Source organism: Chryseobacterium sp. Leaf180, from assembly GCF_001424585.1.
Lineage (GTDB): Bacteria > Bacteroidota > Bacteroidia > Flavobacteriales > Weeksellaceae > Chryseobacterium.
Window position 1 is genome coordinate 123,416 of record NZ_LMPJ01000009.1, and the last position, 21,297, is coordinate 144,712.

General features: G+C 39.0%; 15 protein-coding genes and 1 pseudogene. 4 read left to right on the plus strand and 12 right to left on the minus strand.

Annotated features, from left to right (window positions below):
- Positions 1-17 precede the first annotated feature (17 nt).
- The 6 genes from pgl to ASG01_RS09695 all read right to left on the minus strand — a co-directional run bounded on the left by pgl (position 18) and on the right by ASG01_RS09695 (position 8,972).
- On the minus strand, positions 18-746 hold the full coding sequence (gene pgl, locus ASG01_RS09670) for a 6-phosphogluconolactonase (RefSeq protein WP_082498340.1): 729 nt from the start codon (positions 744-746) through the stop codon (positions 18-20).
- The gene (gene zwf, locus ASG01_RS09675; RefSeq protein ID WP_055863152.1) at positions 746-2,263 is read right to left on the minus strand and encodes a glucose-6-phosphate dehydrogenase; all 1,518 of its coding nucleotides are present in this window, start codon (positions 2,261-2,263) and stop codon (positions 746-748) included. Before zwf ends, pgl begins: the two co-directional genes overlap by 1 nt.
- 24 nt (positions 2,264-2,287) lie before the next feature.
- The gene (gndA, locus tag ASG01_RS09680) at positions 2,288-3,712 is read right to left on the minus strand and encodes an NADP-dependent phosphogluconate dehydrogenase (protein ID WP_055863154.1); all 1,425 of its coding nucleotides are present in this window, start codon (positions 3,710-3,712) and stop codon (positions 2,288-2,290) included.
- Positions 3,713-3,771: 59 nt separating this feature from the next.
- Positions 3,772-5,781 carry a transketolase gene (gene tkt / locus ASG01_RS09685; RefSeq protein WP_055863156.1) on the minus strand — a complete coding sequence of 670 codons (2,010 nt, stop codon included), beginning with the start codon at positions 5,779-5,781 and terminating at the stop codon, positions 3,772-3,774.
- Between the two features lie 322 nt (positions 5,782-6,103).
- Positions 6,104-8,443, minus strand: a complete 2,340-nt coding sequence (locus ASG01_RS09690; protein WP_055863158.1) for a reprolysin-like metallopeptidase — start codon at positions 8,441-8,443, stop codon at positions 6,104-6,106.
- Positions 8,444-8,465: 22 nt separating this feature from the next.
- Complete coding sequence (locus ASG01_RS09695; RefSeq protein WP_131725358.1) at positions 8,466-8,972, minus strand: hypothetical protein; 507 nt, start codon at positions 8,970-8,972, stop codon at positions 8,466-8,468.
- Positions 8,973-9,166: 194 nt separating this feature from the next.
- On the opposite strand from ASG01_RS09695, the gene ASG01_RS09700 reads away from it, so the two are divergent.
- Positions 9,167-10,051 carry a DUF4349 domain-containing protein gene (locus ASG01_RS09700; protein WP_055863161.1) on the plus strand — a complete coding sequence of 295 codons (885 nt, stop codon included), beginning with the start codon at positions 9,167-9,169 and terminating at the stop codon, positions 10,049-10,051.
- A 31-nt stretch (positions 10,052-10,082) separates the two neighbouring features.
- On the opposite strand, the gene ASG01_RS09705 is transcribed toward ASG01_RS09700, so the two are convergent.
- Together ASG01_RS09705 and ASG01_RS09710 are read right to left on the minus strand one after the other, a co-directional pair.
- Entirely contained in the window at positions 10,083-10,448 is a 366-nt protein-coding gene (locus tag ASG01_RS09705; protein WP_055863164.1) for a hypothetical protein, read from the minus strand.
- A 23-nt stretch (positions 10,449-10,471) separates the two neighbouring features.
- The gene (locus tag ASG01_RS09710) at positions 10,472-11,611 is read right to left on the minus strand and encodes an acyl-CoA dehydrogenase family protein (RefSeq protein WP_055863166.1); all 1,140 of its coding nucleotides are present in this window, start codon (positions 11,609-11,611) and stop codon (positions 10,472-10,474) included.
- A 144-nt stretch (positions 11,612-11,755) separates the two neighbouring features.
- Here ASG01_RS09710 and ASG01_RS09715 point away from each other — a divergent pair, with 144 nt between their 5' ends.
- Positions 11,756-13,537: an AMP-dependent synthetase/ligase gene (locus ASG01_RS09715; RefSeq protein WP_055863168.1), complete on the plus strand. Its 1,782-nt coding sequence runs from the start codon at positions 11,756-11,758 to the stop codon at positions 13,535-13,537.
- Between the two features lie 50 nt (positions 13,538-13,587).
- Here ASG01_RS09715 and ASG01_RS09720 read toward each other — a convergent pair whose 3' ends face one another.
- Entirely contained in the window at positions 13,588-14,364 is a 777-nt protein-coding gene (locus ASG01_RS09720) for a zinc ribbon domain-containing protein (RefSeq protein WP_055863170.1), read from the minus strand.
- Between the two features lie 5 nt (positions 14,365-14,369).
- Positions 14,370-15,464 carry a Nif3-like dinuclear metal center hexameric protein gene (locus ASG01_RS09725; protein WP_055863596.1) on the minus strand — a complete coding sequence of 365 codons (1,095 nt, stop codon included), beginning with the start codon at positions 15,462-15,464 and terminating at the stop codon, positions 14,370-14,372.
- Positions 15,465-15,509: 45 nt separating this feature from the next.
- Here ASG01_RS09725 and ASG01_RS09730 point away from each other — a divergent pair, with 45 nt between their 5' ends.
- Positions 15,510-16,355, plus strand: coding sequence for an ion transporter (locus ASG01_RS09730; RefSeq protein WP_082498355.1), 846 nt, complete (start codon positions 15,510-15,512; stop codon positions 16,353-16,355).
- Positions 16,356-16,395: 40 nt separating this feature from the next.
- Positions 16,396-16,557, plus strand: a complete 162-nt coding sequence (locus ASG01_RS16010; RefSeq protein WP_157844194.1) for a hypothetical protein — start codon at positions 16,396-16,398, stop codon at positions 16,555-16,557.
- A 127-nt stretch (positions 16,558-16,684) separates the two neighbouring features.
- Here the strand turns inward: ASG01_RS16010 and ASG01_RS09735 are convergent, their stop codons facing one another.
- Together ASG01_RS09735 and ASG01_RS15730 are read right to left on the minus strand one after the other, a co-directional pair.
- The gene (locus ASG01_RS09735) at positions 16,685-18,913 is read right to left on the minus strand and encodes a fibronectin type III domain-containing protein (RefSeq protein WP_082498342.1); all 2,229 of its coding nucleotides are present in this window, start codon (positions 18,911-18,913) and stop codon (positions 16,685-16,687) included.
- Between the two features lie 2,030 nt (positions 18,914-20,943).
- A pseudogene (locus ASG01_RS15730) lies at positions 20,944-21,149 on the minus strand (acetyl-CoA C-acyltransferase); the annotation flags it as partial.
- Positions 21,150-21,297: the final 148 nt, after the last annotated feature.

The window sequence follows — 21,297 nt, forward strand, 5'->3', positions numbered from 1 at the left end:
TATATGAATTACAAATTTCAAACGATCTTCGAAGCGGCCGCCTGATCCAGAAACCAATGTACTTTTTCATTATCAGAATCAATCAGCCTTCCGGGATATTTTTCTGCTGAAACATTTTTCTCTTTTAAAACATGATAAACAGCTTCAGATTTATCTCTTCCGAAAACCAAAAAAGCAATTTCTTTCGCCTGGTTGATCAGCGGTGCCGTCATCGTAATCCGGTACATTTCCACTTCTTCTACAAAAATTGATTTCATACTTGCTTCAGTTTCCTTTAAAACAGAAGTGTGCGGAAAGAGCGATGCCGTATGAGAATTATCGCCCAAACCCAACAGAATAAAATCAAATTCTACTTCTTCTCCATTAAAATGTTTTAAAATATCCTGCCAGTATTTTTCAGCAGATTCTTGCGGCGTTCCGGTGGTATCAACTTCAAAAATATTTTCCGAACAAATATTCAACGGTTCAAATAAAGCCTCTCTCGCCATCAAAGAATTGCGCTGGGAATCGCCTGCCGGGACAAACCTTTCATCTCCAAAAAAGAAAAATATTTTATTCCATTCTATTCTGTTTTTAAATTTTTCAGAAGCCAGTAACTCATAAAGTTTCTTTGGCGAACTGCCACCGGAAAGCACAAGATCAAATCTTCCGTGATCCCGAATGGCTTTTTCCGCTGATTCACAAATTTGTTCTGCTAAGGCATTCAGCAATTCATCGGTATCATTTAAAACCGTCAGATTCATCATTATTTTTTCTTATGCGGAATATTAATCCAGTGAAAACCGTCTTTCGCGATCAAAGCCTCTGCATTTTCCGGTCCCCACGAGTTCGCCGGATAATTCGGGAAATTCGTCATCTGATTTTTCTCCCAATAATCGAGAATCGGCATCACCGCTTCCCAGGCTGCTTCCACCTGATCGGCACGCATGAATAACGTCTGATCTCCAAAAATCACATCCAGCAGCAGTGTTTCATAAGCTTCAGGCGTTTCAGTTTTTGCTTTTCCGGAATAATCAAAAGTCATATCCACTGTATTCAACATCATTTCCAGACCCGGAGTTTTGCTCTGAAGCTGAAATTTAATAGCCATATCCGGCTGAATACTTATAATTAAACGGTTTGCTTTAGGTAAATTTCTTTCGTCGTTATTAAAAATATTGTGGGGCACTTCGCGAAACTGAATAATGATGTGCGATGCTGATTCATATAATCTTTTCCCTGTGCGCAGATAAAACGGAACGCCCTGCCAGCGCCAGTTATCAATGTGCAGTTTCATCGCAGCGTACGTTTCCGTATTAGAATCTTCTGTAACATCTACCTCATCACGGTAACCCGGAACTTCCTTTCCTTCTACCCAACCGGCGCCGTACTGACCGCGAACGGCAATATTATCAATGGTTCCCGGAAGAATTTTTCGCATCGCTTTCAAAACATCTACTTTTCGGTCGCGAACCAAATCAGCATCAAAATTTACGGGCGGTTCCATCGCAATAATACATAATAACTGCAGCAAATGATTCTGAATCATATCCCGCAGAATCCCGGCATGGTCGAAATAACTGCCGCGGTCTTCAACACCAATCTTTTCTGTAACGGAAATCTGTACATGCTCAATGTGCGTGCGGTTCCACAAAGGTTCCATAATAGAATTTGCAAAACGGAATGCCATCACATTCTGCACTACTTCTTTGCCCAGATAATGATCAATTCTGTAAATCTGTTTTTCATCAAAAATATTCAGCAAGTCTTCATTCAATGTTTTTGCCGACCCAAGGTCTTTTCCAAAAGGTTTTTCGATGATAATTCTTGTAGAATCTTTCTTGTTTTCAAGTTTGCTTTTCGAAATATTTTCAGCAATCGTACAGAAAAGATCAGGTGAAACGGCACAGTAATAAAGCACTGATGGGTTTTCTTTCCACTCGTTTTTAAGCTCAGTTATTCTTGTATGAAATTCGTTGTACGAAGCCACATCTTTGATATCCGCAGCCTGATAAGAAATGTTTTTAGAAAATTCTGCCCACTGTTCTTTCTTAGCTTTTCCGGTTCGTGAAAATTCATTAATACCTTCCAGAAGATCGTTGCGGTATTTTTCATCTGTGAATTTTGTACGTGAAGTGGCAATGATGGCAAACTTTTCCGGAAGATGATTTTCAAGAAAAAGATTATATAAAGCAGGTATTATTTTGCGTTTCGTAAGGTCGCCATTGGCGCCAAAGATGATAATCACCGTTGGCTCTATTTTTTTGTCGGATGTGTTCGGCATTTTTTAATCTTAAATTAAAAGTAATTATTCCTTAATATTTTCCATCACCCATTTTGTATGGAAAACACCTTCTTTGGCTTTCAATTCATACGTGTGCGAACCAAAATAATCTCTTTGTGCCTGAATGAGATTCGTCGGCATATTTTCATTTCTGAAATTGTCGAAATACGCCAACGCCGATGAAAACGCCGGAATAGAAATTCCGTGAAGCGCAGCATCTGAAACTACCGCGCGAATTCCAGACTGCGTTGATGAAATTTCTTTCGCTACATTTTCGTCCAAAAGCAAATGTTCCAGTTTTGAATTTTTATTGAATGCCGCATAAATATCCTCCAAAAATTCCGAACGGATGATGCAGCCGCCACGCCAGATTTTGGCTATCGTATCTAGATTTAAATCATATTTAAAATTTTCATTCGCCTGATAAAGCAGATGCATTCCCTGCGCGTAAGCAGAAACCATGGCAAAATAAAAGGCATCTTCCAGTTTCTGAATGTATTCTTCAATGCTTTTCTGATAAACCATTCCGGAATTATCATCATAGATTTTTGAAGCTTCCACACGAAGATCCTTTAACGAAGAAAGATCACGCATTGATACAGAAATATCAATCACAGGTGTTGGCAAATGTAAATCCATCGCAGCCTGAGAAGTCCATTTCCCGGTACCTTTTGCTTTTGCCTGATCCCTGATTTCATCGAGTAAAAGCCCATCCTCGTTTTCATTTCTGTAGGCAAAAATCTCAGTTGTAATTTCAAGAAGGTATGATTTCAGTCTTCCATCATTCCATTTTCTGTATACAGCATGAATTTCTTCGTTATTCATCTGAAGGCCTTTCTTCATGATTTCGTACGACTCAGAAATCAGCTGCATGATTGCATATTCAATTCCGTTGTGCACCATTTTCACAAAATGTCCGGCGGACCGGTTTCCCATAAAAGCAACTGTGGGCTCGCCATTTACCTGAGCGGCAATTTTTTCTAAAATAGGTTTCAAAGTTTCGTAGGCTTCCTCGTCGCCACCCGGCATCATACTTGGACCTCGGCGCGCGCCTTCTTCACCGCCGGAAACTCCCATTCCCACAAAGTGTAAACCTTTATCTTCAAGTTCTTTCGATCTTCTTTCGGTATCAATATAATGCGAATTTCCACCATCAATGATGATGTCACCTTTGTCTAAAACGGCTAAAAGTTCGTTTATTACACTGTCAACGATTTCTCCTGCAGGAACAAGCATCATCACAACCTTCGGACTTTTAAGACTGTCAGTAAATTCTTTAAGATCAGAAAATCCGTGAATATTTTCGCTGCCTAAATTATTTAAAGCATCTACTTTATCCCTGCTGTTATCATAACCGGCGCAGCTGAAACCATGATCTGCAATATTCTGTAAAAGGTTGGAACCCATTGTTCCCAAACCGATCATTCCGAATGCGTTTTTATTTTCCATGAGACTGTAATCAAATATGTTTTTGAGTTTTTAATAATTTTAAATAGATCGTCCGTAATTTATTTGTTCCCTGAAACCAGAGCAGTGGCTTTTTTCACGACGTTTTCCACGGTGAAACCAAATTCTTTAAAAAGTTCGTCGGCAGGCGCAGATTCACCGAAACGGTCAATTCCGATCACATCGCCACCGTCGGTAGTGTATTTCATCCAGCCAATTGTTGATCCTGCTTCTACAGCCAGTCTTGTACGAATTGCTTTCGGGAAAACTTTTTCTTTATATTCATCATTTTGCTGATCAAATAAATTCCACGAAGGCATGCTTACGACACGTGCGGAAATATTGTTTTTCTTTAATTCTTCCTGAGCTTTCAGAATTAACTGAACTTCTGAGCCGCTAGCCATTAAAATAACATCAGGCTGACCTTCAGAATCCGAAAGAATATACGCACCTTTTTCAAGATTTTCAGCGGAAGCAAATTTCTTCTGATCAATCACCGGAAGTTCCTGTCTCGTCAACGCCAGTGCGACCGGACCGTCTGTATGTTCAATTGCTACATGCCATGCATGAGCCGTTTCGTTAGCATCAGCAGGACGAATAACCGTCATATTTGGAACCGAACGCAAACCGATCAACTGCTCCACAGGTTGGTGCGTCGTTCCATCTTCACCCAAACCGATGCTGTCGTGTGTGAAAACCATAATCTGACGGATTTTCATAATGGAAGCCAAACGCAATGGAGGACGCATATAATCAGAAAAGATCAAAAAAGTAGCGCCGTAAGGAATCAAATATTTGCTCAGAACCATTCCGTTTAAGACCGCACCCATCGCATGTTCGCGGATTCCGAAATGAAAATTGCGCCCGTCTCTATTTTTGGGAGAAAAAGATTCAAAAGCTTCAAGCACTGTATTGGTTGATGGCGACAAATCTGCTGATCCGCCAACCAACTGCGGTAGATATTCTGCAATCGCATTCAATACTTTACCAGAAGCTTTTCTTGTGGCAACGGGTTTTTCGTCATCGAATACAGGAAGTTTTTCTTTCCATTCCTCTGAAAATTTTCCGGAAATTATGTTTTCATATTCAGTAGCAAGTTCAGGATAAGCTCTTTTATAATTTTCATAAAGCTCATTCCATTTTTGCTCGTTTTCCGCTGATTTTCTTCCGGCTTCAAGATAAAAGTTGGAAACTTCAGAAGAAATATCAAAATCTTTATCAGGATCAAATCCGAATTTTTCTTTTACCAACCGGATCTCATCTTTTCCTAAAGGCGAACCGTGCGCTTCTGCTGTATTTTCTTTATTCGGACTTCCGTAGCCGATGTGACTTCTCACTTTAATTAAAGAAGGTTTACCTGTTTCCTGCTGCGCATTTTTAATCGCTTCAGACAATGCATCCAAATCATTGATATCAGGAAGATTCTGTACATGCCAACCGTACGACTCAAACCTTTTTGAAACATCCTCATCAAAAGCCAAATCTGTGCCCCCTTCTATGGTAATCTGATTGCTGTCGTAGAAATAGATAAGATTTCCCAATCCCAGATGGCCCGCGAGTGATGCTGCTTCTGCTGTAACGCCTTCCATCAAATCACCGTCGCTGCAGATGGTGTAGATTTTATAATCGAAAATACTGTAATCTTTTTTGTTGTAGCGTGCGGCCATGTATTGCTGGGCGATTCCCATCCCGACTCCGTTGGCAAAACCCTGCCCCAGCGGTCCGGTTGTCACTTCAATTCCCGGCGTCATACCATATTCCGGGTGACCGGGCGTGATGCTGTGCAGCTGTCTGAAGTTTTTGATGTCGTCTAAAGTGATCTTATAACCGGTTAAATGCAGAAAACTGTATTGCAACATACACGCGTGCCCGCAGGAAAGAACGAAACGGTCGCGGTTTGCCCAATCTGGATTTTCAGGATTGTAGTGCATGACTTGCGACCACAAAACATGACCGAGCGGAGCCAGCGACATTGGCGTTCCCGGATGACCGGAATTGGCTTTCTGAACTGCATCTGCCGCTAAAACGCGAACGGTATCAATACTTTTCTGAATTAAATTTTTGTTCTCCATATTAATGTGATGTAAGTGTAAATGAGCAGCGAAAATGATCTGATCTGAGATTTTCCTGCTTTTAGAATCCGCCTTTCTACATCAAAACTGTGACCACTTTTTTTTTTGAATTGTGGTGTGTAGATTCTTCATTAATATTTTAATCTGAATTTAATAAACGAAAAATTTTGATTCTTTGAATTAAGAATGATCGATTTTTATGTACACCATTTTAACTGACGAGATTATATGTCAATCAATATTACAACCTTGCATTTTATCTTTTAACAAGAAAAACCGCCCAGAGATTCTGAGCGGTTTAATATTAGGGAAAAAACTGTTTTTAGTTGTTAAACATCAACAGTTTTTTAACGATTTTTTCACCATTTACCGTTACGTGGATCAAATAAGTTTCTTTAGGCAGATAAGTAAGGTTGATTCTTTCTAAATGCTGCTCAAAAATGTAGCGCGTTTTTTTAGGGATAATCAGCTTGCCATCCATTGAATAGATTTCATACGTCACTTCGTACGGTGCACGTGGTATAATTGGCGGGAAATCAGCTTTGATGTACACATAGCCGTCATACGAAGGAACTGGATAGATCATTAAGCCTTCAAAAATTTTAATTGGAGAAGGCGTCGGCGTACCAGGCGTGCCAGGATTTCCTCCCGGCGGCGGAACTACTACTGCTGATGAAACTACGCTGATATTCTGAGAATTGACATTCAGAAACACATTATCAACCGCTTTTACCATAATTCTGGCATTGGAAAACGTTCCTAAACCAGCCGGAACCGTGTAAGTGTACGTACCATTGTTTGGCGTGCTTGATACTATCACTTCGGGGAAAGTGAGTCCACCATCTTTTGAAAGTAAAATCGTAACATTTGGCGTGCTAACCGGTGCTGAAGTGGTATTGGCGACATCCCAGGTGATCGTCTGCGCAGATCCCTGATTCCAGATGATTCCGGCGGTATTTTGAGATGTTACAACGAAAGGTCCTGCAGAGTTTGTTACAGTAATTTTCACATCGTCCCTACCGGTTTGTCCGCCTTGCGTATTATTGTCGCGCACCATTGCTGAGAAATTTAATATACGGTCTCCTGACGCTAACTTTTCCCATGCTCTTACATCGGTCGGTGTGTTGATCGCAGGATTGTATCCTGAAATAATTGTCGATAATCTCGGGAAATATCTAAAAGAATTCGCTGTAGGAAGTACCGATCTGAACAGTGGTCCAACGGTATTTGCAGGAAGCGGAGGCATCGTGGCAGCACCAAAATCTGTCTGTTCCCAAGTGTAGGTGAGTGGATCGTTATCTGAATCTGTCGCAACTGCATTCAGCACGAAAGGGGTACTTTTTGGAATGGTTTTATCCAGACCGGCATTTACTACCGGTTCGGCATTGCTGAAAGGCGTTTTTGTACCACACGTTGATGTATTTCCTGTTGTAAGCCTGGTATAAATTTCAGCAATACTCACAGCATGAAAATACGCATCACTGTTACTCTGAACGTTTGGCGGACAAATTCCGGCATAACCCATAATAGAACTTGCACTTCCAGGCTCTACAGAGGTCGCATTATTCCTGTTGCAGTTGTTATTTTGTGTATGGTTGGCTCCAAACTGGTGACCCATTTCATGCGCCACATAATCAATCACAAAAGGATCACCAACCGGAACTGCAGAGCCGGTCACACCACCCGCTTTATTGTTGCTGCAGACAGAGGGCGTCTGGGCCAGACCATTATCATTCCCAGCATTAGCCTGGAAAAAAAGATGACCAAGATCGTAATTTGCTACTCCGATAAGGTTATTGGTAACCGTAATATTTTCACCCAGCATCTGACCTGCATCTAAAGCGTTAAATGTATCGGTCTGAATGAAAAACAAAACATCTGTATTGGCAATCAGCTGAAATCTTACAGAAAGATCTTTTTCGAAAACCTGATTCAAACGGTTTACTGCAAGATTTACTGCTGCTAAAACGGCTGCTTTTTTCTGTGCATCGGTTCCGTTTCCTACGCCAGCCTGTGTAGCAATATATGCTGTATACTCTGTCGTTGTGGTAATTGCGAGTCGGTATAATCTTTTTAAACCGTCAATCACCGTTTTTTGAGAATTACTGTTAGCGACTAAAGCCTCGGCAGTTTCTGTATTAAAAAGACAATCGAACTGGCTGTTGGATGTAGCATTTTTTCTGTTGTACAGACGGTACACTTTATTGTCCTGTGTATAAGAATCGAGGTAATAAATGTTTTCAGCATCTCTCATCATTCCATTAAAACCGAAATACGGATCAACAGTAAATCTAATCTCAGAAGACACATCGCCTTTTCTGTAACCTACATACGATTTTATATCAGAATATCTGCTCTGCAAATCCGGGTGCATCGTAGACGCTTCAAAAACTTCGTACGCAGCGAAACTTCCATCATTGGTAGGAAAACTCAGCAAAACACCTTTTTCCTTTCCAAATAAACTGCTTTCTGGTGCGGCATGTAGCTGCGCTGTAATTTGTGAAAGATCAAGAGCAAAAAGAGTCTGAGCAGAAGTACGTACACTATGATCACGTAATCTATTCTCAGTCTTCAAAACAGTGCTCTGCCAATTATTTTTCTGAGCAAAAGCGCCTGCAGAAAACAAAAGGGCAGAACTAAGAATAAGTAATTTTTTCTTCATATAAGGATAAATTTATCAGTTTTTAAATGCGGATCAGGTCCACTTTAGCCGGAACAGCTCCTTTAATTTTCACAATGATCACCGGATTTTTAAGCTTTTCTTCAGCGTACTGCGAATTTTTTACTTCACGGTAGAAAACCTGAAAACCGGTTTTTGAACGGACGATTTTTGAAATCTCAATATCACCATATACTTCATTTTTCATTTTTGGCTGAATGGCCAAAAGATATTCACCATCTTCCAAGATAGGAATGGGTGCCGATCTCTTAAACTTTTTGTCCTGCAGCAGACCGTACAGTTTGGTGGTTTTTTCCAGGTTTTCAGCGATTCTGTAAGTACCGATCATCACCTCTGTGGTAAGCCGTCTTACTTCTTCAAACGCTACAGAAGTTTTCTGATCAGATTCGGATGTATTTTTATCATTCATAAAAGTGCGTGCAGACTGAGTTCCGCAACCTGCAAAAAGGTACGTAAATGACAGAAAAAAAAGAATTAAGGCATTTCTCACGATGAATCTTGTAAAACGCAAAGATAATATTATTGATTACTCAACAAAATCTTTTTATTAACAATTATTAATATTTGTAAAATAAAAAATTTCTGAATTAATCATTTACAAAAAACTGAAAATCAACAAGTAGAGATTTTACAGCAAAATTGCGAAGCCTTTACAAATGACCGCTTTAAGACTGACGTAATTTCACTTCAACAAAAAAATCAGTTATGAAAAAGTTTATTGTAATGGCTGCCGTCATGAGCAGTTTTATCATGTGTAAAAAAGGTGAAGTTACTGGAGAAAGTTTTGAAAACACTAGCCCGACTTCCGATACATTAAGTGTGCAAAATGCTCCATCAAGTGTAACAAAAGAAAATTCAGCAGTCGATTCGGCTTTTATCAAAGTGAAAAATTTCGAGAAAGAAGTTCCGGATATTGTCTCTAAAAAAATTGATTCTGTAGCAGAAAAGCTCGGCAATATTTCATTAAAATCTGAAGAAAAGAAAACAGATTCTCTGAAAAATGAGAAGCAGAATATTACGATCAATGTTGTGCCCCCGAAAATTATCAAGGAAACTAAAATAATTTATCCAAAAAAAACTTCTTCGCCCGAGAAAACAATCCGCATAGGCGATATGAAGAAAAAAGGTGAACTTCAAATCGGAGTCAGCGATATAGAAACGGCGAAAAAACTGGTGAAAGAAGAACTGTATCAGCATGATGCGCTGCTGAAAAGCCAAAGTACGTCATCACAAAACGGAAATCAGAAATACGCATATCTAAATGTGAAAGTTCCGCTGAAAAAGTATGAACATTTAATGGAAAGTATTGGTTCTTTAGGTGAAATTGAGCGCGAAGACAGCCAGATTACCGAAGGAAATTACCGCCCGGAAACACTCTGTGATCTTGAAATTACGCTTTATGAAAACGAAGACAAAGCAGCTGGCGCATCTGAACCCTTAACATTTGGAGGAAAATCTGCAGCTGCTATCTCTTCAGGCTGGCATGTCATCACTTCCATCTTCCTGTTTTTCCTTCCTCTCTGGCCACTCTTTCTACTTATTGGCGGCGTTTATTATTTTGTGAAGAAAAGAAAAAAAGTTAATCCATAAAAAAAGGCTCTCAACTATGAGAGCCTTTTTCTTATTTCATGCTTACGATTTTGTCGACGACAAATTTTGTGTTGCCACGCCATGGCAAAGTACCGTTGTATTCTTTGTAGTGCAGATCAAACATTTTTCCGCTGTTGGTCTCGAGCTGTTTGAAAACTTCAGGATCTGAAACCGAAAACTCAAATTCGTAGCTGGTTATTGAACCGGTTTTACCGCGGCCAAAACCTTCCTGAATCAGTTTTCCTTCGTATGTCTTAAAAACATATCCTTTATTTATGGCATAATTCAGATAACCCGATTTTACGCCTTCCCCAAATACAAAAAAGTATTTGTACCAAACGAGAGCCGCTAAAATGACTGCTACTACTGCAATGGTAATTCCCCAAGATTTTTTCATAAGCTGTGTTTTATATTCAAATTTTATTTCGAGATACTTCTCGAGATCACAATTTTCTGGATCTCGGATGTTCCTTCATAAATCTGAGTAATCTTCGCATCACGCATCATTCTCTCCACATGATATTCTTTCACGTAACCGTAGCCACCGTGAATCTGTACTGCTTCTATCGAAGTATCCATTGCTACCTGAGAAGAATACAGTTTGGCCATAGCACCACTTTCAGAGATATCTTTCCCTTCATCTTTTTCACAAGCCGCTTTGAAACAAAGCATTCTCGCTGCGCTGATCTGTGTCGCCATATCTGCCAATTTAAACGCGATCGCCTGGTGATTGATGATTTCAGTTTTGAAGGCTTTTCTGGTTTTAGCATATTTTAAAGCCAACTCATACGCTCCGGAAGCAATCCCCAAAGCCTGAGAAGCAATTCCTATCCTACCACCATTTAATACAGCCATTGCAAAATTGAAACCAAAACCGTCTTCACCAATTCTGTTTTCCTTCGGAACTTTTACGTTATTAAACATCAAAGAATGCGTATCACTTCCGCGAATTCCGAGTTTATCTTCTTTCGGACCAACTGAAAAACCTTCCCAGCCTTTTTCTACGATAAATGCATTGATTCCTTTATGTTTCTTCTCAGGATCGGTCTGTGCGATGACGATATAATAAGTTGCTGTTCCACCGTTTGTGATCCAGTTTTTGATTCCGTTTAAAAGATAATGATCACCTCTATCTACCGCGGTCGTCTGCTGTGAAGTGGCATCAGAACCAGCTTCCGGCTCAGACAGTGCAAAAGCACCGATCACTTCGCCGCTTGCCAAAGGTGTAAGATATTTTATTTTCTGTTCCTCGGAAGCAAATTTTTCTAATCCCGCGCAAACCAATGAGTTATTTACAGACATCACCACCGCTGCAGAAGCGTCGATTTTTGCGATCTCTTCCATCGCCAAAACGTAAGAAACACTATCCATACCGGCACCGCCGTATTTAGGATCTACCATCATTCCCATAAGACCCATCTCGCCCATTTTCTTCACCTGCTCTGTCGGAAACTTCTGGTCGCGGTCTCTTTCGATCACCTCAGGTAATAGCTCTGTCTGTGCAAAATCTCTTGCTGCCTGCTGAATCATCAGCTGCTCTTCGGATAAATTAAAGTTCATAAAAATAATAATTAGATACCCGTAAAAATACACTTTTTGCAGGAATCTGAAAATTAAAATAAAATGCTAAAAAACTCATTAAAACATCACCGTCAGCAATAAAATCCTTATATTTAAAATCATTTTTCAAAATATATTAAGATCATGGCCATAAAAAGACTGTTCGACATACCTCATTATGTATTAGAAAAATTACCGCAGACCACGATGTTTGCCACCAAATACAATGGTGAATGGAGAAAAACTTCTACCCAGGAGTTTGTGAATCAGGGGAATAAAATCTCGCGCGGACTGCTAAAACTGGGCATAAAACCTGGCGACAAAATTGCGCTCATCACCACCAATTCGCGTACCGAATGGGCGATCATGGATCTTGGTATTTCTCAGATCGGTGTGGTTTCCGTCCCTGTTTACCCGAGTATTTCTTCAGAAGATTACGAATTTATTTTTAATGATGCAGAGATTAAATACTGCTTCTTATCTGATAAAGATCTGCTTGAAAAAGTGGTTAAAATAAAAGGCAATGTACCGTCATTACAGGGCGTTTTTACCTTTGATGACATTACAGGTGCCGCCAACTGGAAAGAAATTATCGATCTTGGTGAAGACGATTCTACACAGATTGAGGTGGAAGACCTTTCTAAAGCCATCAATACTGAAGATCTGGCGACGCTCATTTACACTTCCGGAACAACAGGCCGGCCAAAAGGCGTAATGCTGACGCATGAAAATATTGTTTCCAATGTACTTGGCTCAATTCCCAGAATTCCCCGAAAGAAAAGTTTAGACTATAAGGATACGCGCGTTCTGAGCTTCCTTCCGATCTGCCATATTTTTGAGCGAATGCTTTTCTATTTATTCCAGTACAACGGTTTCTCGATTTATTTTGCCGAAAGCATTGAGAAAATGGGTGAAAATGTAAAAGAAGTAAAACCACATTATATGAGCGTGGTGCCGCGTTTGGTGGAAAAAGTGTATGACAAAATTTATACAACAGGTTCTACCGCAGGCGGATTAAAAACTAAAATTTTCTTCTGGGCCCTGCAGCTGATCAGCAAGAAAAAAGAAGTTTCAAAACCTTCAGGACTGCAGGAAATTATTGCTGATAAACTCGTATTTAAAAAATGGCGTGAAGGTTTGGGTGGCGAAATCATCACTTTGGTTTCCGGCTCGGCTGCGCTTTCCACAAGATTAAATCTGATGTTTCAAAATGCCGGAATTCCGATTCTGGAAGGATACGGACTTACCGAAACTTCACCTGTAATTTCTGTGAACTCCGTAGAAAAGATGAAGGTGGGAACTGTGGGTCACCCTTTGGATAATCTCACGGTGAAAATTCAGGAAGACGGCGAAATTACCGTGAAAGGTCCGTCGGTTTTCAAGAGTTATTTTAAAAATGAGGAACAGACGCGCGAAGCTTTTACTGATGACGGATTTTTTAAAACCGGAGATATCGGTCATCTGGACAACGAAGGTTTTCTGCAGATCACCGACCGTAAAAAAGAAATGTTTAAAACGAGCGGCGGGAAATATATTGCGCCTCAGACGATTGAAAATTTAGCCAAATCTTCAAAATTTATCGAGCAGATTATGGTGGTTGGCGATGGCGAAAAAATGCCGTGTGCTTTTGTACAGCCAGACTTTGAATATGCTAAAATCTGGGCTTCAAAAAACAACCTGAACTTTGGAACAACACCCAAGGAAATCGCGCAAAGCCAGGAACTAAAAGATAAAATAGAGGCCGACATCAAAAAAATCAACGAGCATCTCGGTCACTGGGAACAGATCAAAAGAATCGAGCTAACACCGGAAATCTGGAGCATTGAAAGCGGCTTGCTGACGCCAACTTTAAAGCTAAAAAGAAAAGCCATTAAAGAAAAATTCAGCGATCTTTATCAGAAAATGTATCCTCAAAATCAGTCATAAAAAAATGCGCTTCAAAACATGAAGCGCATTTTTTTTATTATTAAATCAAATTAAAACTTGATTTCAGATTTCATTCTCTCGTTCTCTTCCATTACCAGTTCGTCATCAACCAGGATTTTACCGGAATGCTCATCGATGATGATTTTCTTTCTCTGGGCAATTTCCATCTGCTTCTGTGGCGGAATGGTGAAGAACGAACCTTTCGGAGCGCCTCTTTCCAAACCAACTACAGCAAGACCTGTAGAAGAATTTGAACGGATTCTGTGGTAAGAAGCCAAAAGTCTTTCGTCGATTTTTGAAGCGAATTCCTCAGATTTTTTAATCAGATAATCTTCCTCTTTCTGCGTTTCAGCAACCAAACCTTCCAGTTCTTCTTTCTTAAATTTCAAGTGATTTTTAAGATCTTCAATCTTTTGGTTAAGCTCACTTACCGTTTCGTCCTTCAGGCCGATTTTTGCGCCAAATTCTTTGATTCTTTTTTCAGAAAGCTGAATTTCCAGTTCCTGGTACTCCATTTCTTTACCAAGCGCTTCGAATTCTTTATTGTTACGCACGTTATCCTGCTGCGTTTTATATTTTTCGATCAGCGCACGGGCATGATTGATCACTTCATTTTTTGTATTGATCTGATCATTCTGCTCCTTAATTTCTGCATGAAATTTTTCTGCTCTTTTCTCTAAACCTTCAATCTCGATTTCAAGATCTTCCACTTCTATCGGCAATTCTCCTCTGGTATTACGGATCTCGTCTAGTCTGGAGTCGATGATCTGCAAATCGTATAAAGCTCTTAGTTTTTCTTCGACTGAAATATCGTTGGTTTTTGCCATATCTATTAGAAATAATTTACGGGGTTTGTTTTTTCGCTGGATTTAAAGACTGCAAATGTACTAAATTTTTGTGATAAAATCTGAAATATTTGCTCGCTGACCAATTGCTCAGATTCATAATGTCCTATGTCACAGAGCAGCATTCTGCCTTCCGCCAGAAAATAATCGTGATACTTCAGATCGCCTGTAATGTATGCATCACAACCTTTTGCCATCGCTGCCAGAATTCCTGAAGCGCCGGAACCACCCAAAACACCTACTCTTTTTATCTTTTTTTGATTTAGATCTGTATGTTTAATAATTCTAAGATCAAATTTGTTTTTTATTAACGCTAAAAATTCTTCTTCCGACATTTCATTCTCAAATTCTGCAGACATTCCCAAGCCTGAATACCGGTTTTCATTTTCAAGCTGATAGATCTGATGCGCCACCTCTTCATACGGATGCGCTTCCTTCATCGCGGCGACAACGGCATTTTGTTTATACGATTCAAAAATCACCGAGATCATATTTTCATCGGCATTTTCGCGTACATTTTTTGTCCCGGAGAAAGGATCAGAACCTTCTTTCGGTCTGAAAGTTCCCGCACCTTTGATGGTGAAACTGCACTCATCATAAAATCCTATGCTTCCGGCGCCAGCATTCAGTAAAGCCTCTTTTACTTTTTCAGAAAAATCTGCAGGAACATATACCGACAGCTGTTTCAAATTACTCTTTTTAGGCTGAAGAATCTGCAGGTTTTTTAAACCCAAATAATTGCAAATCCCTGCATTTACGCCAAAAAAGTCATTATCAAAAGCTGTGTGAATTGCGTACACGGCAATTTTATTTTCAATCGCTGCTAATACCGCTCGTTCAACATAATTTTTACCGGTAATCTTTTTTAAACCAGAAAAAATAACCGGGTGAAAGCAAACGATAAGATTGCAGTTTTTTTCTATTGCTTCTTCCACCACATTTTCTAGCGCATCATGACAGACTAAAATTCCGCTCACATTGCGATCCAGACGGCCGCAAAGTAATCCCACATTATCAAAATCTTCTGCCTGAGGCATTGCGATCTGTTGCTCGATCTGAGAAATAACTTCTTTTACTGTCATAATATTCTGTAAGTTTGTTACGAAAATACTGATATTTTGCTGAACCTGAAAAAGATCAATTTTGTAGAGCCGGAACATCATCTGGAAGCTGGCGATGCGTACTGGAAGCGTTTTCTTTTCCGAATCATCAACCGTTCAGATACGCGTCTGGGCAAGCTTTACGACGTGTTTTTACTTTGTCTGATTTTCCTGAGTACAGCGATTATTATGATGGAAAGTATGCCCAAACTTTATAAAAGTTATCATGCGTATTTCATCATTTGCGAATGGGTGATTTCCATACTTTTTTCGGTTGAATATATCGTGCGGATTGCGGTGCTAAAAAATAAGAAACAGTATGTCTTCAGCTTCTTCGGAATCATCGATTTTCTGGCAATCGTACCGTTTTACCTCAGTATTTTCTTTCCCGTTACGCGGTATTTTTTGATCTTCCGCATGCTGAGAATGCTTCGGGTTTTCAGAATCTTCAACCTTCTGGATTTCATGAATGACGGTTATGTGATCGTACGTGCTTTAAGAAACAGTTCACGCAAGATTTATATTTTCCTGTTATTTCTCGTCATATTTTCTGTGATCGTCGGGTCTATGATGTTTATGGTAGAAGGCGGAAGACCGGGTTTTGAAACCATTCCACATTCAATTTACTGGGCTGTGGTTACGGTAACCACTGTGGGCTATGGTGATGTTTCTCCTGTCACATCAATGGGAAAGTTTTTTGCGGTGCTTCTTATGCTGGCCGGTTATTCTATTATTGCTGTTCCTACAGGGATTGTGACGGCAGAAATGCGAAACAAGCGGCAAAACCTCGAATTAATCTGTGAGCGCTGCGGAAATGAAGACATTGATGACGATGCGCGTTACTGTAAACAATGTGGCAAGAAATTAGCTTAGTGTACTGAAATAAAATCAACACAAATACTTACATTACGTTATGGAACCAACCGCCAAAAACAAACCCAATAAACTGGTCATCGTACTTTTTTCAATGATTGTACTGCTGATCGTCGCTTATTTTTTTATTGTCATGTTTTTCCCTGCGCTCGCCGAAGGACTTACACTGGGAACGATAAAACCGACAACACCAGACAAATAATAATCTCAACCAATTTTAAAAAATCAAATCACTCTTCTCAGAGTGATTTTTTTTGATATACAGTAAAAAAATAGCGGTCCGAAGACCGCTATACACTAACCCAAAAATATTATTTATGGCTAAATAATTATTTCTTAATTGTTTTGATGGTTTGTTTTGTTCCGTCATTCATATTCAGAACTACCATGTACATTCCTGCATTCAGTTCAGATAACTGAAGTGTGGCAGTTGGTTTCTCAAATGTTTTTACCAAACGGCCTGCAACGTCAATTACAGAGATTGATTTTACATTTTTTATATCTGAGATATTCAATACATCAGAGAACGGATTTGGATATACCGAAAGGTTATTTTTCGCAACAGAAGTTTCTGTAGTTCCTAAACTTGCAGTATATGCTGAAATCTTAAACTGGCCATCAGTAGCATTCGCTGTACTTCCATATCTCCAAACACTCACCAAAAGTGTAGCTCCAGGAGTCTGACCCGTCATTACCACCTGAGAGAAAGCATCTACGCCACCGTCGTCATCACATAATAATGAGGTTGTTGCGTTACAGTTAGCAAATACTGAAATTACTGTATCAAGCAATGGTGAACCGGTTACAGGACCTGTCTCGATAGTCACGTTTCCTGACGCAGGAACAACAACGCTGTACCAAACATTCCCTCCTACATTTGTTGTGGTAGACAAACAACTAGCTGCAAGCGCCGGGGTATTTGTAGCACCAATTGTAGTTCCTGTCAATGGATTCTGACTAATTGAGCTACCTACAGGTAATGCAATAGCACCAGAGCAATTATCATTTGCAGGTGGTGTCGCCAGAGTTGTGAATGACAAAGGACCTGTCCAAGTACTGTTGGTTCCCGTAGAGCAAGAAGAACGCACCCAAAAATAGTAGGTAGTAGAAGGAAGCAAATTTGTTAAATTAGTTCCATTCGGCGTATTGCTTCCCGTTGGCGTTGTTGTTGCCGTAGGCGCAGTATTTGTCGTAGATAAATAATACTGATACGAAATCGGAGTTGGGGTTTGCAGTGCCCAGGATACCGTTGCAGAATTCGTTGTGATATTGCTGGCTGCCAAAGTATTCGGTGGAACACAAGACGGCGCTGCTGTTAGAACAAGATTAAAATCAACATAATTACCATAAGGAGCAGGGCCGCATGGCGTAATAGCACCGGAATAAGAAACTGCAGTTCTCATTCTGTATGTTCCTGTTGCAAGAGTTGCCGGTAAAGTTATTGTACCAGAATTGGTAGCTGTGTACGATGTAGTGGCAACAATAGTTTCGCCTGCATCACTAAAATCAAGATCATTATTCAAGTCAGCCCACACATAATAATAGTATGTAGAACCACCCGCAGCGGCTAACGAATAATTAAATACTCCTCCAGGATATGATGTAAGTGCTGTATTAGTGTTTACATAAGCTGCGTAAGATGTAGCTGCATAATTTAAATTAGTTGTCGCTCCAGAAGTAGTTACAGAATTCAGATAGTAAGAAGTAGATAACGTTCCTCCTGCTGGTAAACATGTACCTGTAAGCACTGCCAAAGGACCACTCCAAGAACTTTTATCCGCTGCAGTACAAGATGATCTTACCCAGACATAATATACTGTATTTGCTGTCAAGGAAGCTATCGTTGCACTTGTACCTGTCACATTAAGTGAATTAGTAGCATTCAGAACTGTAGCTGAGGTAGGCGCTGTATTTGTTGTACTGTAATAAACCTGGTACGATGATGCCGGTGCCTGCGTAGGTGCTGTCCAACTAATAGATGCTGAACTTAACGTAGACCCAGTCGAAGTTAACGCTGTTGGAGCGTAGCAAGAAGCTACCTGCGTAAGTACAACATCGTCCACATTCAGATACCAATCTCCAGTACCGATATTATTAACGCGGATTCTGAATTTAAAATCAGCACCTACAGGAACTGCTGCAGCAGCAAGATTTCCTGTAAAATTAGCACAAGATGCAGATGCCGCCGTCAAGTCAACTTGATTTCCAATCGGTAGATATGTCGTACCTCCATTGACAGAATACTCCACTACAAAGTTACCACTTACAGTTCCTGAAGTACCATATGGTTTTGCATTGTATTTAAAACTTAATGCTATTGCCTGACCGTTTGATATCGTATTCGAGTACGTTAGACTTGCTGTTGGCAAAAGGCTGTAAACATTCACGCTTGCTGCATAAGTTCCTGTGCAGGGAAATCCAGATGTCTGGGTAACAAAGAAGTTGGTTGATGCCATGCTTGATGGTAGCGATCCACTTTCAAAACCTTCATTTAAGACAATTTGTGCATTGGCTGATAGTCCAGCAGCCATCATGCACATGAGTAGAATTTTTTTCATAATATAAAATAAAATTAGACAGTGAAGTTACACAATGATTATCAAAATGATGATAATTAATTAAAATAATTATTATAAAAAACAATTTAATCCCATTTAAAATACAATTATGATAATTCACTTTACTATTGTCTAATTATAATTATTAATAATTTCCAACATTAATTGCTTTATTTTACTAATTTTCGCCTTATGACTGTTAATTAGTTATTAATAAACCTCTTATGGTATATAATTCAAACATACAGAAGTAGAGTTATTCCTTTAAAGATGAAACAAAAAATTTACTAAAAGTTTATTATTTTAGAAAATAATATTGCGAAAACGTCAAATAATATCCATTTCAGGCGTTTTATTTTGCTCCTTTACACTTTAGCACAAGCAATAGAACTATTTTTTACCAAATCTTCACAACCAATACATTTCGTTTACATCACCGAAACGCTCAGTATTCTAAATTTGTAAACCATATTAAATACAGCAACTTTCAAATACTAAAGTAAGTACAACCACACCAGTTACATCTTTATTTCGTTTATTGATCGAAAACTTATAATTTATTATCAATTATGTAAAGATTGATCAAACGTTAAATATTTTTATTTCCTATCCTTTTTGATACCACATTGACACTCTATAGTGGGAGTATCTATGCTTTATCTATAGAGTATCTATGTTTTAACATGGTAGAATCGTTGCTCCAGTTGCTTTGAAGGCCGATTTATATTGATTATTCAGATCAGATCATGTATTTTTGAGTAAAAATCAAAACAATTTTACTCTACTAATCTTGTAGTGATAACGCAATCATAATTTAAAAATATTAACAGAATACTAATCGTTGAAGTAATTAGTCATCGCTATAGCCTCTTTAAATTTCAATTTAATTTAAGATTTTTGGCTATGAGGTTCTCAGTTAGTCTGCTCATTCTTATCAGTATGTGCAGAGTAATTTCATTTATGACCGTCGAATGGATAACCTTCAACCTTTTCCTCTTGCAGTTAGTTCATCAGGGTAACCGTTCCGTCTTTTATTTCTCACATTCTGAGATTCTACATTTTCATTCAGACAGAGCTTTGAGACGAAATCGATAAGGTACTTTAGATAAGGATCGCCTATGGCAAACCGGTATTCGAAATTTGAAACTTTGACAAAATAAATATTGGAGCGGAACTAATCCCTTACCTCTGTTCCCATCTTTGGAACGCAATCTTTTTCACATCGGTTTTGGGAAAAAAGTTAACCCGAATATATGATGTACCTGATTCTTTTCTTTATTATAAATTGCCTCAGACGCCTATACTCTAAAATATAAAAAAGAGCTTCTGATATTCTTCAGCCTTACATTAACCCTGACTTATAACGGCCACTACTCGAGTGATTCATTGAGCTTATATTTACGGTTTTAGAGATCCGACTTTCATCTTCCGACAGAAATCTTATGAAATTCATCTTTTTGCGTTCATAAATTTCAGGAATACTTTCCTGATTGTTTTTCTATTACAATTACCGAGTTCTCCGAATAAAGTAATTTGTCGGAGATAAAAGTATTCGCGTTCCACTTGGTCCGTATACTTTTGGGACATTTCATAATCCCATTTACAGTTCCTAGCAAAGGCAAAACTGTAAAAGGGAAATTGATGGGTGATGCAGCAGAAAAAAAATGCATTTGGCGGCAGTAGAAATTTACCGGAAAAAATATAACTACAGGAAAGTCAAATAGCAAACCGTTCCCTTCGTATTGTTGACAGAGAATTTTACCAAAAAAAATTAAAAAAGCCCGTAAATTCACTTCTTTTTAAGTTGATAATTTCAGTAATTTTTGAATTTATTTTGCTCGACAGATAATGAGTTGATCCGAATCCTTTATCTAGAACAATAAAGTGCAACAATTTTGGTATTAATCTATTTTTCTACGTTTTAATATCGCAGACAAAAAACTAAAACAATTCATCAGATCAAAATTTCATCACGAGGATCATCAATGTTTTTGATAAAACTCAGACATTTATGATTATTCCACCATTGATTATTTCTCAAGGATCATCGTCACACCCTGACCTCTTGCAGCGCATATTGAAATAAGACCTTTGCCAGTTTCTTTTTTATCTAACAGCTTAGCGAGTGTGGCAATAATTCTGCCGGCGGTTGCTGTAAATAGATGTTCTGCATCAAGGCTGCTTCCCTTACGTTAAGTTTATTTCTGTCAATGGCTCCTAAAGCTTGATCTAAGCCAATGTTTCAGACCTCTGAAAGTAAATGGGAATTATAGTTGAAAAAACGGGCACCGAAACGGTCATTTCTTAAATTAATCTGCAATCCAATTGTTATTTTCGACTTGTTGCGTAGTGCAGTAAGTTTCTGCTAGCTTTGTATTCAATTA